12 protein-coding genes are annotated in these 17,131 nt (G+C 62.1%); 6 read left to right on the forward strand and 6 right to left on the reverse strand.

Annotated features, from left to right (window positions below):
• Positions 1 to 62: 62 nt before the first annotated feature.
• On the forward strand, positions 63 to 710 hold the full coding sequence (gene msrA, locus N4Q37_RS16515; RefSeq protein ID WP_260959696.1) for a peptide-methionine (S)-S-oxide reductase MsrA: 648 nt from the start codon (positions 63 to 65) through the stop codon (positions 708 to 710).
• 68 nt (positions 711 to 778) lie between these two features.
• Here msrA and N4Q37_RS16520 read toward each other — a convergent pair whose 3' ends face one another.
• Positions 779 to 1,618: a 23S rRNA (adenine(2030)-N(6))-methyltransferase RlmJ gene (locus tag N4Q37_RS16520; RefSeq protein WP_260959399.1), complete on the reverse strand. Its 840-nt coding sequence runs from the start codon at positions 1,616 to 1,618 to the stop codon at positions 779 to 781.
• Positions 1,619 to 1,696: 78 nt separating this feature from the next.
• Positions 1,697 to 3,739 carry a type VI secretion system Vgr family protein gene (tssI, locus tag N4Q37_RS16525; protein ID WP_260959401.1) on the reverse strand — a complete coding sequence of 681 codons (2,043 nt, stop codon included), beginning with the start codon at positions 3,737 to 3,739 and terminating at the stop codon, positions 1,697 to 1,699.
• 270 nt (positions 3,740 to 4,009) lie between these two features.
• Between tssI and N4Q37_RS16530 the strand changes: the two genes are divergently transcribed.
• Complete coding sequence (locus N4Q37_RS16530; RefSeq protein ID WP_260959403.1) at positions 4,010 to 4,504, forward strand: DUF2165 family protein; 495 nt, start codon at positions 4,010 to 4,012, stop codon at positions 4,502 to 4,504.
• Between the two features lie 86 nt (positions 4,505 to 4,590).
• Here N4Q37_RS16530 and putP read toward each other — a convergent pair whose 3' ends face one another.
• The gene (putP, locus tag N4Q37_RS16535) at positions 4,591 to 6,075 is read right to left on the reverse strand and encodes a sodium/proline symporter PutP (RefSeq protein ID WP_260959405.1); all 1,485 of its coding nucleotides are present in this window, start codon (positions 6,073 to 6,075) and stop codon (positions 4,591 to 4,593) included.
• Positions 6,076 to 6,078: 3 nt separating this feature from the next.
• A complete protein-coding gene (locus N4Q37_RS16540; RefSeq protein ID WP_260959407.1) occupies positions 6,079 to 6,525 on the reverse strand; it encodes a hypothetical protein in 447 nt (148 codons plus the stop codon).
• A gap of 12 nt (positions 6,526 to 6,537) precedes the next feature.
• On the opposite strand from N4Q37_RS16540, the gene putA reads away from it, so the two are divergent.
• Both putA and N4Q37_RS16550 read left to right on the forward strand, forming a co-directional pair.
• Positions 6,538 to 10,491 (forward strand): trifunctional transcriptional regulator/proline dehydrogenase/L-glutamate gamma-semialdehyde dehydrogenase, encoded by a 3,954-nt coding sequence (gene putA / locus N4Q37_RS16545; RefSeq protein WP_260959409.1) that lies wholly within the window; start codon positions 6,538 to 6,540, stop codon positions 10,489 to 10,491.
• A 212-nt stretch (positions 10,492 to 10,703) separates the two neighbouring features.
• On the forward strand, positions 10,704 to 12,506 hold the full coding sequence (locus tag N4Q37_RS16550) for an acyl-CoA dehydrogenase (RefSeq protein ID WP_260959411.1): 1,803 nt from the start codon (positions 10,704 to 10,706) through the stop codon (positions 12,504 to 12,506).
• Positions 12,507 to 12,654: 148 nt separating this feature from the next.
• Here the strand turns inward: N4Q37_RS16550 and N4Q37_RS16555 are convergent, their stop codons facing one another.
• The gene (locus tag N4Q37_RS16555; protein ID WP_260959413.1) at positions 12,655 to 12,957 is read right to left on the reverse strand and encodes a cell division protein ZapA; all 303 of its coding nucleotides are present in this window, start codon (positions 12,955 to 12,957) and stop codon (positions 12,655 to 12,657) included.
• Positions 12,954 to 13,184, reverse strand: a complete 231-nt coding sequence (locus N4Q37_RS16560) for a hypothetical protein (protein ID WP_260959415.1) — start codon at positions 13,182 to 13,184, stop codon at positions 12,954 to 12,956. The genes N4Q37_RS16555 and N4Q37_RS16560 overlap by 4 nt, the downstream gene beginning before the upstream one ends.
• 403 nt (positions 13,185 to 13,587) lie before the next feature.
• Between N4Q37_RS16560 and N4Q37_RS16565 the strand changes: the two genes are divergently transcribed.
• Together N4Q37_RS16565 and N4Q37_RS16570 are read left to right on the forward strand one after the other, a co-directional pair.
• Positions 13,588 to 15,213, forward strand: coding sequence for a methyl-accepting chemotaxis protein (locus tag N4Q37_RS16565; protein ID WP_260959417.1), 1,626 nt, complete (start codon positions 13,588 to 13,590; stop codon positions 15,211 to 15,213).
• 142 nt (positions 15,214 to 15,355) lie between these two features.
• Positions 15,356 to 17,098 carry a potassium/proton antiporter gene (locus N4Q37_RS16570; protein WP_260959436.1) on the forward strand — a complete coding sequence of 581 codons (1,743 nt, stop codon included), beginning with the start codon at positions 15,356 to 15,358 and terminating at the stop codon, positions 17,096 to 17,098.
• Positions 17,099 to 17,131 lie beyond the last annotated feature (33 nt).

The following is a 17,131-nucleotide window of genomic DNA, read 5'->3' on the forward strand; positions in this document are numbered from 1 at the left end:
CACTCTCACCACTTGTAGCTTGCAGCTCGAAACTTGCAGCTGCCTCCCCAAGAGGACTGATGATGGTCTTGCGCTCGGAAATACTGGTGAACAAAAACGTGCTCCCTACTCAAGAACAAGCTCTGCCTGGCCGTGAAACACCGATGACCGTGCCAGAAAAACACTTCGTCCACGACGCGCCGCTGCTGGGCCCGTTTTCCATGGATGTGGATTTCGCGATCTTCGGCCTCGGCTGCTTCTGGGGCGCAGAGTGCAAATTCTGGCAGCGTGAAGGTGTGGTCAGTACGGCGGTGGGTTACGCCGGCGGCTTCACGCCGAACCCGACCTATGAAGAAGTCTGCTCGGGCCTTACCGGCCACAGTGAAGTGGTGCTGGTGGTCTACGAGCCGGCAAAAGTCAGCTACGAGCAGTTGCTGAAAATGTTCTGGGAACTGCACAACCCGACCCAGGGCATGCGCCAGGGCAATGACCTCGGCACCCAATACCGCTCGGTCATCTATGCCACCAACCCGACTCAACTGGCGGCAGCCCAGCACAGCAGGCAGGTGTTCCAAGTGGAATTGACCAAGGCCGGCCAGGGCACTATCACTACCGAAATCGAAGAAGCGCCGACCTTCTACTTCGCCGAGGCCTATCACCAGCAGTACCTGGCGAAGAACCCGGAAGGTTATTGCGGGATCGGCGGGACCGGCGTGACTTGCCCGATCTGATTTTCATTTTCCGGCCCCGATGTGGGAGCTGAGCTTGCTCGCTCCCACAGGTCCGGCGCCGCACCCGATCAGCTTTCGGCGATCAACCAATCCATCTGCCACCCGCCCTGGGTTTGTCCAAGCTTTTTCGACAGCCAAGGCAGCAGCTCACGCAACTCCTCTTCCAATCCCCACGGTGGATTGGCAATCGCCAAGCCAGAGCCGTTCAGGCTGTTGGGGGTGGCCAGCGGATGCACCAGCAATTCCACGCGCAGCAGTTTCGGCGCGCCTGTCCCCGCCAGGTCCTGGTAGAAGCGGCGCAACATCCGCTGGTCTTTCACCGGGTACCAGATCGCTGCCACTGTCTGGCGCATCCGGCCAATAGCCTCCTTCAGCGATGCGGCACAGCGCTGCATCTCGTCCAGCTTTTCAAATGGCGGATCGATCAGCATCAGGCCACGCTTCTCAGCCACCGGCAGCAGCGCCCGGGGCACATGCCAACCTTCGCCCAGGTGCACCGCCACGCGGCGATCGCCCTTCATGTTGTCCTTGAGCAGCGCGCCATCCTCGGGGTGCTTTTCGTTGAGCAGCACCCGGTCCTGGGCGCGCGTCAGCCGCCGTGCCAGCTCAGGTGAGCCCGGGTAGTAGCGCAACTGCCCGTCCGGGTTCATCTCGTGAAGCACCTTCATGTAGTCGGCAGTCAATGGCGGCAGATCGTCCTGGCCCCATAACCGTGCGATGCCTTCGAGGTACTCACCGGTGCGATTGGCCTGGTCACCCTGCAAGTCGTACAACCCGATGCCGGCGTGGGTGTCGAGGTAGGCGAAGGGTTGCTCCTTGCGGGACATCAGGGCAATGAGACGGGTCAAGGTCAGGTGTTTGAACACATCGGCGTGATTGCCGGCGTGGAAGGCGTGGCGATAATTCATGGCGGCTCCTGCGAAGGCCGCAGAGTTTACCTTGAAGCAGGCCGAACGTCAGGCGCCGAGAGCCGAGCGGCTGCCGTGTCATCCGCCACTCTGTGCGTAGGTGAATGGAGGCATCACCCCACAAGCACCGTCCCGACAGCGCTGGCACTCTTCGCAGAATGGCGCAGCGCCCTTCAAACTAAGGATTTGCGCGAGGGACAGACGGGGTGCGACGGTGGCCAGTTTTTCCACAGCTCCCGCCGCGACGGCCGACGCAGCCATGGCGGCCATCGGCGCGCCGCCGACCTGGATCGGCACACTGCTGAAAATTCCGCCGGCGCCAAGGGTGATCCAGTGCCCGCCCGCCTGGAGGGTGGCGCTGACGCCACCGTCCAGCACCACCTCTTGGCCGGCACGGACATGAAACCGCCCACCCGCGCTGGTCGATTGGCTGCCCACGCGAATATGCCGCTCGCCTGTCACCAAGAGATGGTCATCCTGGCGGACCTCGGCCTGGCGCCGGCCATGGGTGAGACGCTGCTCGTCGGCCTTGAGTTCGTGACGAGCGGTGCCGGTGACGACAATGCTGCGCTGATGATCGACCTGCACCCGCTGGTCATGCAGCACATGCTGGGTCCAGTTGCGCTGGGCCCGCAGGTAGATCTCCTCGGCGCCCTTGCGGTCTTCGATGCGCAATTCGTTGTAGCCACCGCCACCGGGGCTGCTCTGGCTGCGCCAGATGCTGCGGGTCTTGTCCGCTGGCAGGTCCAGCGGCGGCGGGTTGGCACCGTTGGGCAAACAGCCGACGATCAAAGGGCTGTCCATATCGCCATTCATGAATCCCACCAGCACTTCCATGCCCACCCGAGGAATCATCACTGCGCCATAACGATCATGGGCCCAGCCGGAGGCCACCCGCAGCCAGCAACTGCAATGCTCATCGCCCTGGCCGTCACGATCCCAGGCCAGTTTCACCTTGACCCGTCCGAACTCGTCGCAATGAATCTCGCTGTCGACAGGACCGGTCACCACGGCCGACTGGTAACCGCGCACGGCGGGCCTTGCCGGCGGCAAGGGTGGCCGGAAGAACACCGCCCAGGGAATCGCCTGAAACGTATTGCGATACCCCTGGAATGAGTCCGGGCCCTCGCCGAGCGACTCCTCCAGCACTTGCGGTTGACGGCCATGGTGGGTGACCTGTGTCAGCAGCCACAGGTCATTCCATTGCGTCCGGGGATGCCCGTCGATTTGCAGGAAATGCCCGCTGACGAGGGCGTGCTGGTCGCTGCTGCCCTCGGCCTGGCAAGCGTCGCTCGCGTGACGCTCCAGCGCACGCAGGGCCTGGCGCTCGCCTTCTTCGCTGCCGGCAAAGTCACCGGGATATCGGTAATCCTCCAGCAAGGGCAACTGCTCGCTGTCGAGGTGGGCTTGCAACGACAAACCGGGCCGACGGAAATCATAGTCGCGCAGCACCACGGCGCTGGTCCGGGTCTGGAGCTGCACTGCCAGACGCTTGATCGCCGGCTCGTCGGCAACCATGCCACTTCCCGGCTCATAAAGCGTTGGCTTGGGCAGGCGGGGAAATTGCGTCTGGTCATCGGCAAACACCAGCAGATGGCCGTCAGGGCTGTGCCGGAAGTGATAGTGAATCCCCACCTCGGCGCAGATCCGTTCGATGAAGACCAGGTCGCTCTCAGCGTATTGCACGCAGTACTCACGCTCCGGGTATCGCCCGCCGAGATTGAACTGGAACCCGTCGCCGAGGATGCCATGGTCCTTCAAGACCCGGGTGACGATCGCCGGCACGCTCAAGTGCTGGAAAATCCGCTGGTTGATCCGGTGCGCCAGGTAGGCCAGGCGCGGCACCAGGCTGATCCGGTAATGGGTCAGGCGCTTGCCCGAATCGCCCTGGGCGACGCTATAGACCTGGCCGTGTATGCCACAGCCCCGGTCGAAGGCCAGGTAGGCCTGGCGATGCAGGATTTCTTCCAGCGCCAGGTCAGCGCGCCCGCTGACCAGCTCCAGGTCGAAGCGATAGGGCTGGCTGATGGCTTCCTTGCCCTTGAACTCAAGGACCTGGAGCTCATTCGGCCCGCTGTCGAACGTCAGTGTGAAACGGGGTTGGCCGGCGGGCGCGAACATCCGATGTGCCTCTGCAGAATGAAGACGGACGATTCTGCATGAGCAACGCACGATCCTGACCGGAGGTCATGAAAAACAGATTTACCCTACGCCTGCTGAGACAATGCCTGCGCACTGGGCTGTATTTTCCGACAGACATCCTGGGTCTCTCGGCAACGACTCGACTGTCTTCGTACGAACGAATCAGCGGCTTCGTACAACGTCTCGTCCCACGGGACTGCGGCCGGTCGTGATAACGTTCGTCGTCGCCCAGCGCAAAGGACGCACCCCATGACGACCCGCTACGCAAAAATCGCAATGATCCTGGCACTCGCCGCGTTCGCCCTGCTGACGGTGTTCAACAACGTCACGGATTACCGCTCCAATTTCAACTTCGTACAACACGTACTGAGCATGGACACCATCTTCCCGGACAACGCCGCCCGCTATCGCGCCATCACCCAGCCCTGGCTGTGGCACGCCGCCTATTGGCTGATCATCCTTGGCGAAGCCGTCACCGCTGGCCTGCTGGGCTTCGGCGCATTACGCCTATGGCAGGCACGCCGGGCCGCAAGCCCGGTTTTCGCCGATGCCAAGCGCTGGGCCATCGCCGGGCTGACGGCCGGATTCCTGGTCTGGTTCTTTGGTTTCATGGCCGTCGGCGGCGAATGGTTCCTGATGTGGCAATCGGAGGTCTGGAACGGTCAGGACGCCGCGTTCAGGTTCTACATGGCGATAGTCGGAGTGCTGATCTTTCTTAACCAGCCCGATGCGAACCCGAACTGACGATGCACAAGAAAACGGCCCGACTCCATTGGAGACAGGCCGTTTTCCTGTTTCTCAGGCACGCCATCCAGGCCGCGCCGAGAACCTTAGTGGTTCAGGCGGAAATCTTTCTCGGCGGCTTCGAAGCGCTGCACCATACCGGCGGTAGGCGAACCCAGCTTGCTGACAATGTAGATCGCCAGGCTGGCGAAGATGAAGCCAGGGATGATTTCGTACAGGCCCAGCAGGGCGAAATGCTTCCAGACGATCACGGTGGTTGCACCGACCAGGATGCCGGCCAGCGCACCGTTACGGGTCATGCCTTTCCAGACCACAGAGATCAGCACCACCGGGCCGAAGGCCGCACCGAAACCAGCCCAGGCGTAGCTCACCAGGCCCAGCACGCGGTTTTCCGGGTTGGCGGCCATGGCAATGGCAATCAACGCAACCAGCAGCACCATGGCCCGGCCGACCCAGACCAATTCAAGCTGGGAGGCGTTCTTGCGCAGGAAGGTCTTGTAGAAGTCTTCAGTCAGGGCGCTGGAGCACACCAGCAACTGGCAACTGAGGGTACTCATCACCGCCGCCAGGATGGCCGACAGCAACACACCGGCAATCCACGGGTTGAACAGCAGTTTGGCCAGCTCGATGAACACGCGCTCATGGTTTTCGGTCACGGGACCGGCCACATCCGGGTGCGCCGAGAAGTAGGCGATACCGAAAAAGCCGACAGCCACGGTGCCACCCAGGCACAGGATCATCCAGGTCATGGAAATGCGGCGGGCGTTGGCGATGGACTTGACCGAGTCGGCGGCCATGAAGCGCGCCAGGATGTGCGGCTGGCCAAAGTAGCCCAAGCCCCAGCCCATCAGCGAGATGATGCCGATGAAGGTGGTGTTTTTCAGCATGTCGAAGGACCCCGGGTCCTTCGCCTCGATCGCCAGGAACGTGGTGTCGACGCCGCCAGTGGCCAGCAGCACGATGATCGGCGTGAGAATCAGCGCGAAAATCATCAGCGTGGCTTGCACGGTATCGGTCCAGCTCACCGCCAGGAAGCCACCGACGAAGGTGTAGGCAATGGTCGCCGCAGCGCCGGCCCACAGCGCGGTCTCGTAGGACATGCCGAAGGTGCTCTCGAACAGACGGGCACCGGCCACGATGCCGGAGGCGCAGTAGATGGTGAAGAACACCAGGATGACCACCGCGGAAATGATCCGCAGCACGCCGCTCTTGTCTTCGAAGCGGCTGGAGAAGTAATCCGGCAGCGTCAGTGCGTCGCCGTTATGTTCGGTCTGCACTCGCAGGCGACCGGCCACGAACAACCAGTTCAGGTAGGCACCGACGATCAAGCCGATGGCGATCCAGCTTTCCGACAGGCCAGACATGTAGATGGCACCCGGCAACCCCATCAAGAGCCAGCCGCTCATGTCGGAGGCCCCGGCGGACAATGCCGTGACAACGCTGCCCAGGCTGCGACCGCCCAGGATGTAGTCGGAAAGGTTATTGGTGGAGCGATACGCCATCAGGCCGATCAGGACCATCGCAGCGATGTAGATCACGAAGGTGATCAAGGTGGGATTACTAACACTCATGAGTTACGCCCTGGCTTTGTTTTTATGTTGCGGTGGCAGTGGCAAGCGCCAACAACGCAGACGTTGTAGCGACGATTTGCAGACCCGCGTATTTAATGACTGATGTTTCCCCAGGAAAGCCATCAGCCGATGCCCTCGGCCAAAAACCGGTTGCACCTTGGCCGCGAATGCTATGCAACAAACGAAATAAGGTGCAACCAGTTTTGATCGAATCAGTTGCACCTGATCGGTTTTCTCGGCAAAACCCGACTTTTTGCTCTTTTTTGGGGCAATAAAAACAGCTTTGCGAAAAATTTCAGCACCAAAGCAGTGCACATAAGGACCAGCCTTTTTCGCTGCCCGATGAAGCGTAGGACCTTTCAAGAAAAAAAGGGTTGCACCCGGTTGCACCTCTACCAGAGCGCAGCTAATCTTGCCGCCAGCTGATGCCACGCAATACGTGGTAAACATGAGGATAAAAATATGGCTACCACCACCCTTGGGGTCAAACTCGACGACCCGACCCGCGAACGCCTGAAGGCGGCCGCAACCTCGATTGATCGCACACCTCACTGGCTGATCAAGCAGGCAATTTTCAATTACCTGGAAAAACTCGAGGGTGGTGCAACCCTGACGGAACTGAACGGTGCGACCCGTGCCGACGGCGACGATGCGGGTGAGGTCCAGGTCGACCACGCTCACCAATGCTTCCTCGAATTTGCCGAGAGCATCCTGCCGCAATCGGTGTTGCGTGCCTCCATCACCGCCGCCTACCGTCGCCCGGAACCCGAAGTGGTACCGATGCTGATCGAACAGGCCCGCCTGCCGATGGAAATGGCCGAGGCCACCAACAAGCTGGCCGCTTCGATCGCGGAAAAACTGCGCAACCAGAAAAGCGCCGGCGGCCGCGCCGGTATCGTCCAGGGCCTGCTGCAGGAGTTCTCCCTGTCGTCCCAGGAAGGCGTCGCACTGATGTGCCTGGCCGAAGCACTGCTGCGCATCCCGGACAAAGGCACCCGTGATGCGCTGATCCGCGACAAGATCAGCACTGGCAACTGGCAGCCGCACCTGGGCAACAGCCCATCGCTGTTCGTCAACGCCGCCACCTGGGGCCTGCTGCTGACCGGCAAGCTCGTCGCCACCCACAATGAAGCAGGCCTGACCTCCTCCCTGAGCCGCATCATCGGCAAGAGCGGCGAACCGATGATCCGCAAGGGCGTCGACATGGCCATGCGCCTGATGGGCGAGCAGTTCGTCACCGGCGAGACCATTGCCGAGGCCCTGGCCAACGCCAACAAGTTCGAGACCAAGGGTTTCCGTTATTCCTACGACATGCTGGGTGAAGCGGCGCTCACCGAACATGACGCCCAGAAATACCTGGCCTCTTACGAGCAAGCCATTCACTCGATCGGCAAGGCGTCCCATGGCCGTGGGATTTATGAAGGTCCGGGCATTTCCATCAAGCTTTCCGCCCTGCACCCACGCTACAGCCGCGCCCAGTACGAGCGCGTCATGGACGAGTTGTACCCGCGCCTGCTGTCGCTGACCCTGCTGGCCAAGCAATACGACATCGGCCTGAACATCGACGCCGAGGAAGCCGACCGCCTGGAACTGTCCCTGGACCTGCTGGAGCGCCTGTGCTTCGAACCGCAGTTGACCGGCTGGAACGGCATCGGCTTCGTGATCCAGGCCTACCAGAAACGCTGCCCGTATGTGATCGACTATGTCATCGACCTGGCCCGTCGCAGCCGCCATCGCCTGATGATCCGCCTGGTAAAAGGCGCGTACTGGGACAGCGAGATCAAGCGCGCCCAGGTCGAAGGCCTGGAAGGCTATCCGGTCTATACCCGCAAGGTGTACACCGACGTGTCCTACATCGCTTGCGCGCGCAAGCTGCTGTCGGTGCCGGAAGTCATCTACCCGCAATTCGCCACGCACAACGCCCATACCCTGTCGGCCATTTATCACATTGCCGGTCAGAACTATTACCCCGGCCAGTACGAATTCCAATGCCTGCACGGCATGGGTGAACCGCTGTACGAACAGGTGGTCGGCAAGGTTTCCGAAGGCAAGTTGAACCGTCCGTGCCGCGTGTACGCCCCGGTCGGCACCCACGAAACATTGCTCGCCTATCTGGTGCGTCGCCTGTTGGAAAACGGTGCCAACACCTCGTTCGTCAACCGCATCGCCGACCAGTCGATCTCCATCCAGGAATTGGTGGCCGATCCGGTGGCGAGCATCGAACAAATGGCGACCCTGGAAGGCGGTTTCGGCCTGCCACACCCGCGCATCCCGTTGCCACGCGACCTGTACGGCAGCGATCGCGCCAACTCCAGCGGCATCGACCTGGCCAACGAACACCGCCTGGCGTCCTTGTCCTGCGCGCTGCTGGCCACCGCCCATAACGACTGGAAAGCCGCGCCGATGCTCGGTTGCGCCGCCAGCGAAGAAAGCCCGGCACCACTGCTGAACCCGTCCGATCATCGCGATGTGGTCGGCCATGTCCAGGAAGCCACGGTTGTCGACGTCGACAACGCCATCCAGTGCGCGCTCAACGCCGCACCGATCTGGCAGGCCACGCCGCCGGCCGAACGCGCCGCGATCCTGGAGCGCGCCGCCGACCTGATGGAAGGCGATATCCAGCCGCTGATGGGCTTGTTGGCCCGCGAGGCTGGCAAGACCTTCGCCAACGCCATCGCCGAAGTCCGTGAAGCCGTCGACTTCCTGCGCTACTACGCGGTGCAGGCACGCAACGATTTCACCAACGACGCCCACCGCCCGTTGGGCCCGGTGGTCTGCATCAGCCCGTGGAACTTCCCCCTGGCGATTTTCAGCGGCCAGGTCGCCGCCGCACTCGCCGCCGGCAACCCGGTACTGGCCAAGCCCGCCGAGCAAACGCCACTGGTGGCGGCCCAGGCCGTGCGCCTGATGCTCGAAGCCGGGATTCCCGAAGGTGTCCTGCAACTGCTGCCGGGGCGCGGTGAAACCGTCGGCGCCCGCCTGGTGGGTGACGAGCGGGTCAAGGGCGTGATGTTCACCGGCTCCACCGAAGTGGCTCGCCTGCTGCAACGCAACATCGCCGGTCGCCTGGATAACCAGGGTCGTCCGATCCCACTGATTGCCGAAACCGGCGGCCAGAACGCCATGATCGTCGACTCCTCGGCCCTGACCGAACAAGTGGTCATCGACGTGGTGTCATCAGCCTTCGACAGCGCCGGCCAGCGTTGCTCGGCCCTGCGGGTCCTGTGCTTGCAGGAAGATTCCGCCGACCGCGTCATCGAAATGCTCAAGGGTGCCATGGCGCAATCGCGTCTCGGCAACCCGGAGCGCCTGTCGGTGGACATCGGCCCGGTGATCGACGCCGAAGCCAAGGCCGGTATCGAGAAACACATCCAGGCCATGCGCGACAAAGGTCGCACCGTGTACCAGATGGCCATCGCCGACAGCGATGAGTGCAAGCGTGGCACCTTCGTCATGCCGACCCTGATCGAGCTGGAAAGCTTCGATGAGTTGCAGCGCGAGATCTTCGGCCCAGTGCTGCACGTGGTGCGCTACAAGCGCAAGGAACTGGATCAGTTGATCAACCAGATCAACGCATCCGGCTACGGCCTGACCCTGGGCGTGCACACCCGCATCGACGAAACCATTGCCAAGGTGATCGACAGCGTTCACGCCGGCAACGTCTACGTGAACCGCAACATCGTCGGTGCCGTGGTCGGCGTGCAGCCGTTTGGTGGCGAAGGCCTGTCGGGCACCGGGCCGAAGGCCGGTGGTCCGCTGTACCTGTACCGTCTGCTGTCGACACGTCCTACCGATGCCATCCAGCAATCCTTCGTCCGCGGCGACGCCCTCAGCGCTCCGGACCTGCGCTTGCGCGAAACCCTGGGTCAACCGCTGAAAGCCCTGCAAACCTGGGCCGACAGCCAGAAACTCGCGGAACTGAGCGCCCTGTGCGTGCAGTTCGCGGCCCAGTCGCAAAGCGGCATTACCCGCCAACTGACCGGCCCGACCGGCGAACGCAACAGCTACGCCATCCTGCCGCGCGAGCACGTGCTGTGCCTGGCGGAAGTGGAAGGCGACCTGCTGACGCAACTGGCGGCGGTCCTGGCCGTGGGCGGTTCGGCCGTGTGGCCGGAAACCGACGCGAGCAAAGCCTTGTTCGCCCGCTTGCCGAAGGAGATCCAGGCACGCATCCAGCGCGCTTCCGACTGGGCCAAGGATGACGTGCTGTTCGACGCCGTCCTGCACCATGGCGACTCGGACCAATTGCGCAATGTCTGCCAGCAAGTGGCCAAGCGCGCCGGCGCTATCGTCGGGGTCCATGGCCTGTCGCAAGGCGAAACCGGCATCGCGCTGGAACGCCTGGTAATCGAGCGGGCCTTGAGCGTCAACACCGCTGCGGCGGGCGGCAACGCCAGCCTGATGACTATTGGCTAAACCGCTGTAAGCCGGGCATCTGCAATGGGTGCCCGGCAATCCCCCCCTGTGGGAGTGGGCTTTGTGAGCAAAGCTTGCTCCCACAAGGTTTTGCTCCCACATTCGGGATTAGCATCGGCCTCTCCCCTCCATCACCGTCATCAATCATCCTGTTCACCCCCCCTTCCCAGACCTAGACTCGGCCCATTCCAAAGAAAGAAAGGTAGGCCGCCATGTCCGAGACGCTGCTCAGTTCCCGCAATCTGGCTTTCGAGCTGTATGAAGTCCTTGATGCCGAGGGCCTGACCCAGCGCGAGCGGTTTGCCGAGCACACTCGCGAAACCTTCGACGCCGCCCTCGGCACGGCACGCAGCATCGCCGAAAAATATTTCGCGCCGCACAACCGCAAGAACGATGAAAACGAACCGCGCTACGAAAACGGCCAGGCCATTCTGATCCCCGAGGTGAAACCGGCGGTGGAGGCCTTCCTCGAAGCCGGCTTTCTCAACGCTGCGCGCAGTTTCGACGCCGGCGGCATGCAATTGCCGACGCTGCTGTCCCAGGCCTGTTTCGCGCATTTTCAGTCGGCTAACGCAGCTTCGACCTCTTATCCGTTCCTGACCATGGGCGCGGCGAACCTGATCGAGAGTTTCGGCAGCGAGGAGCAGAAGCAACGCTTCCTGCAACCGATGATCGACGGCCGCTTCTTCGGCACCATGGCCCTGACCGAGCCCCATGCGGGTTCTTCGCTGGCGGATATTCGTACGCGCGCGGAGCCAGCAGCCGACGGCACCTATCGACTCAAGGGCAACAAGATCTTCATTTCCGGTGGCGACCACCCGCTGTCGGAAAACATCGTGCACATGGTGTTGGCGAAACTGCCGGATGCGCCGCCAGGCGTTAAGGGCATCTCGCTGTTCATCGTGCCCAAGTTCCTGGTCAACGACGACGGCAGCCTGGGCCCGCGCAACGATGTGCTGCTGGCTGGGCTGTTCCACAAGATGGGCTGGCGCGGCACCACGTCAACGGCGTTGAATTTCGGCGATAACGGCGAGTGTGTCGGCTACCTGGTGGGCAAACCGCACCACGGCCTGAGCTATATGTTCCAGATGATGAACGAGGCGCGGATCGGCGTCGGCATGGGCGCGGTGATGCTGGGTTACGCCGGTTACCTGTATTCCCTTGAATACGCCCGCGAACGCCCGCAAGGCCGGGTACCCGACAGCAAGGACCCGACCACCGCCCCGGTGGCGATCATCCAGCATGCCGATGTGCGCCGCATGCTACTGACCCAGAAGGCCTATGTGGAAGGTGCCTTTGACCTGGGCCTGTACGCCGCGCGACTGTTCGACGACACCACCAGCCTGGAAAGTGAAGTGGAACGTCGGCGCGCCCATGAACTGCTGGACCTGCTGACCCCCATCGTCAAGTCGTGGCCCTCGGAGTTCTGCCTGAAGGCCAACGAGCTGGCGATCCAGATTCTCGGTGGCCACGGCTACACCCGCGAATACCCGGTCGAGCAGTATTACCGCGACAACCGCCTGAACCCGATCCACGAAGGCACCCATGGCATCCAATCCCTGGACCTGTTGGGGCGCAAGTTGGCGCAGAACGGCGGCGCCGGGCTCAAGCAACTGATCCGCCTGATGGCCGCCACCAGCGAGCGTGCCCAGGCATTCGAGGCATTGACCCCTTTGCGCCAGCCGCTGGAAACACTGGTGGCGCACCTGCAGACCGTCACCCTCGGCCTGCTTGCAGACCTTGCCCAAGGCCAGGTCAACAGCAGCCTCGCCAACTCGGCCCTGTACCTCAAGGTATTCGGCCACATGGTGATCGGCTGGCGCTGGCTGGAGCAGGCGATTCACGCCGAGCAAGGGTTGGCCCGCGGCAATCGCGCAGACCACGATTTCTACAAAGGCAAGTTGCAGGCGGCACGGTATTTCCTGACGTGGGAAGTGCCGGGGTGCCATCAGGAGCTGGCATTGCTTGAGGCGCGGGACGATACGTGCCTGGGGATGCGGGATGAGTGGTTCTGAGCGAGGACTTGTGGTGCGACTGAAATCCCATCGCGGGCAAGCCTTGCTCCCACAGCGGGTCTGCTTGAACACAAAGTCCGAGTTCACAACAAATCGACTGTGGGAGCGGGCTTGCTCCCACAGTTAACCTAATCGCCGCGGCCCCGCTTCAGGCCTGCTGGATTGTTTTGGAAATCACCTCGACCGTGGCGCTGACCTGCTCTTCGTAACGCTCGAGTTCGGCCTTGTGCTGCTTCTGCATTTCGATTTGTTGCGAGCACAGGTTCATGGCCGCCAGTACCAGCAGCCGGTCACCGATCAGCGTCGGGTATTTCCTCTTGGTATCGGCCAGCGCGGCCTTGAGCATCGAAGCAGCGTCCAGCAGGGCCTGTTCCTGTCCGGCCGGCGCCTTGATCGAATAGTCTTCTCCCAGGATCGAGAGGACCGTTACCCCATCGGCACCGTGCTTCATGCGCTGACAGCCCCGTTGCTGGCGCGCTCGATCAGCGCCTGGATCCGGGCGGCGGTGGCACCGTGCAGTTCTTCCTGCTCCATCAGGCTCAGTTGCAGACTCTCGTTTTCATCCTTGGCCCTGGCAAGTTCCGCGTTCAGGGTTTCATTCACACCGGTGAGATGACGGTTCTGTTGCACCAGGTCGTTGACCAGTTGCTCCAGCTGGCTGAGGGATGCTTCCAACATATTGATTTCCAGGCATTTTCAAGGGGCGCGTACGATAAAGAAAAGTCATCGCCGATGCCACGGTCAGGGTTTGTACGAAAAGTCGCCGAGCGGCGATCAGGCAAGGCGAAAACAGGCGAGGAAGCGCAGTTGACTGGTTGTCAATGAGCATTCCGAGCCTGTTTTCAACGCAGCATGATCGTCGCGCAGGCACTTTTCGTACAAAGCCTGCGGATGGCGGTGCTTCGCTCGCGAGTTGTAAAGACTCTGGTGAGGGCATCTGGTTCCTACCCTTCGTCGCGTCAAAAAACCTGCGCTGCGACAAAAATGCACAGCCCCCTCAAGACTTTAGTCGCATGACCGATAAGTCACTAAGCAACCGTTAACGCTCCGCACGAACACACTTCCTTCCGGTATTCCCCCCATGTCTCTACGAAATATGAACATCGCGCCAAGAGCGTTCCTGGGCTTTCTCCTGATCGGAGCCCTGATGTTGGCCCTTGGGGTGTTCGCCCTGGCCCAGATGAGCCAGATCCGCAGCTCCGGCGAAAACATCGTCGACAACAGCGTCCCCAGCCTCAAGGCCCTGGATGAACTCACCCAACTCACCCTGCGCACCCGCGTGTTGTCTTACCGCTTGCTGGTCAACCGTGAACCGGACATCCAACAGAAAACCAGCGCCCTGCTCGAACAACGCGGCCAGCAGATCCGCACGGCCCAGGCGGGGTACGAGAAACTCATCAGCTCCCCGCAGGAGCGAAGCAACTATGATCAATTGGTGCAATTGCTGGGTCAGTACCGTCAGCTTGAAGACCGGATGAAAACCCTGTCGCGCAATAATCAGCTCGAAGAGTTGCGCACACTGATCAACAGCGAAGTGCTGGATAATTCCGAGGCGATGAACACTGTCCTCGCCCAATTGATGGACATCAACAACCAGCAGGCCGATGCGTTCAACGTCGGGGCCGCACAACAGTATTCGGAAGCCTTCAACTGGGTAGTCACGTTGCTGGTCATCTCCACCGGCCTGACGCTGCTATTCGCCTGGCTGCTGACCAACAGCATTACCAAGCCGATTGCCAACGCCCTGGCCGCCGCCGAGGAAATTGCCAAGGGCAACCTGACCCGACCGATCGTCGTCGACGGCACGGACGAAGCCGGCCGTCTGTTGCGGGCGATGTCGACCATGCAGGAAAAACTGCGTGACACCCTGCAACGCATTTCCGGCTCGGCCACGCAACTGGCCTCCGCTGCCGAAGAACTCAACAGCGTCACCGACGAAAGCGCCCGTGGCCTGACCCAGCAGAACAACGAAATCGAACAAGCCGCCACGGCGGTCAACGAGATGACCAGCGCCGTGGAAGAAGTGGCGCGCAACGCGGTAAGCACCTCCGAAGCCTCGAAGAACGCCACCACCTCCGCCGGCGACGGCCGCGACCTGGTGCAGGAAACCGTCAGCGCCATCGAACGCATGAGCGCCGACGTGCAAAGCACCGCTACGCTGATCGGCAACCTGGCCGATGAGTCCCGCGACATTGGCAAGGTGCTGGACGTGATCCGCGGCCTGGCCGACCAGACCAACCTGCTGGCGTTGAACGCCGCCATTGAAGCCGCCCGTGCCGGTGAAGCCGGTCGTGGTTTTGCCGTGGTCGCCGATGAAGTGCGCGCCCTGGCCCATCGCACCCAGCAGTCGACCAGCGAGATCGAGCGCATGATCGGCAGCATCCAGAGCGGTACCGGGCAAGCCGTGGACTCGATGCGCAACAGCACCGAACGCGCCGAGTCGACCTTGAACATCGCCCGCGGTGCCGGCCTGTCCCTGGACACGATCAACACGGCCATCGTTGAAATCAACGAACGCAACCTGGTAATCGCCAGCGCCGCCGAAGAGCAGGCCCAGGTGGCCCGTGAAGTGGACCGCAACCTGGTGAACATCCGCGACCTGTCGGTGCAATCGGCTGCCGGCGCCAACCAGACCAGCGCCGCCAGCGCCGAACTGTCGCGCCTGGCGGTGGACCTGAACAGCATGGTGGGGCGGTTCCATCTTTAAGCCATGACTGATCTTTGTGGCGAGGGGCTCATACAGAGCCCCAACGTTTTTTGACAGCATCACATTTCGACAGGTTAGAATCGCTGGCACGCAGGCTGCATGGCCAGCCTGCCCGCCCTTCAGTTTTTCCGGAGTACTTCCCTTGACCGCGACGACCATCAACAGCCTGTTCTTGATCGGCGCGTTGCTGGTGGGTGCGAGCATCCTGGTCAGTTCTCTTTCATCACGCCTGGGCATTCCGATCCTGGTAATCATCCTGGCCGTGGGCATGGTGGCCGGGGTGGACGGTGCCGGCATTCTTTTCGACAACTACGCCACGGCCTACCTGGTCGGTAACCTCGCATTGGCCGTCATCCTGCTGGACGGCGGCTTGCGCACGCGGGTCTCGAGCTTTCGCGTGGCCCTGTGGCCGGCGCTGTCGCTGGCCACGGTCGGCGTGCTGATCACCACCGGGCTGACCGGGTTGGCGGCGGCGTGGCTGTTCAACCTGAATCTGATCCAGGGCCTGCTGATCGGCGCCATCGTCGGCTCGACCGACGCCGCGGCGGTGTTCTCCTTGCTCGGCGGCAAGGGCCTGAATGAACGGGTCAGCGCCACCCTCGAAATCGAATCCGGCAGCAACGACCCCATGGCGGTGTTCCTCACTGTCACCCTGATCGGCATGCTCGCCAGTGGCGAAACCGGCCTGCACTGGAGTCTGCTGGGGCATCTGGTGCGGGAATTCGGCATTGGCTCGTTGCTGGGCCTGGGCGGTGGCTGGCTCATGCTGCAACTGGTCAACCGGATCAACCTGGCCAACGGCCTTTATCCAATCCTGGTGATCAGCGGTGGCCTGGCCGTGTTCGCCCTGACCAACGCCCTGCATGGCAGTGGCTTCCTCGCGGTCTATCTGTGCGGCCTGGTGCTGGGCAACCGCCCGGTGCGCAGCCGCCACGGTATCTTGCACATGCTCGACGGCATGGCCTGGCTGGCACAGATCGGCATGTTCCTGGTGCTGGGCCTGCTGGTCACGCCCCATGACCTGCTGCCCATCGCCCTGCCCGCCCTAGGCCTGGCCTTGTGGATGATCCTGTTCGCGCGACCGTTGTCGGTGGTGGTGGGGCTGTTGCCATTCAAGGCGTTCCATGGTCGCGAGAAGGCGTTCATTTCCTGGGTCGGCCTGCGCGGCGCGGTGCCGATCATCCTGGCGGTGTTCCCCTTGATGGCCGGCCTGCCCCACGCCCAGCTGTATTTCAACCTCGCATTCTTCATCGTGCTGGTCTCGCTGCTGGTGCAGGGCACGAGCCTGCCGTGGGTCGCCAAGCTGCTGCACGTCACCGTCCCGCCGGAGCCCCTGCCGATTTCCCGGGCGGCGCTGGAAGTGCACGTCACCAGCGAGTGGGAACTGTTCATCTATCGCCTGGGCGCGGAAAAATGGTGCATCGGCTCGCCCCTGCGCGACCTGAAAATGCCCGAAGGCACGCGCATCGCCGCCCTGTTTCGTGGGCAGCAACTGCTCCATCCGTCGGGTAGTACGGTGCTGGAAGTCGATGATTTGCTGTGTGTTATCGGCCATGAACATAATTTACCGGCCCTTGGAAAACTGTTCAGCCAGGCGCCACAGCGGGGCCTGGACCTGCGCTTCTTCGGCGACTTCGTCCTCGAAGGAGACGCCCAGCTGGCGGCGGTTGCGGCCCTGTACGGGTTGAAGCTGGACGGCATCGATCCGGACATGTCCCTGGGCCGCTTCATTGCCCAGAAAGTCGGCGGCGCCCCAGTGGTCGGCGACCAGGTGGACTGGAACAACACCCTGTGGACCGTCGCGGCCATGGACGGGAACAAGATTGGCAAAGTGGGCGTCAGATTCCCCGAAGGAAGTCGCCCGGGTCCCGGCTTGTTCCTCTAAACTGCTCCCACTTTCAATTGCTCGACCGGTCTT

This window comes from Pseudomonas citri (assembly GCF_025336485.1).
Classification (GTDB): Bacteria; Pseudomonadota; Gammaproteobacteria; order Pseudomonadales; family Pseudomonadaceae; genus Aquipseudomonas; species Aquipseudomonas citri.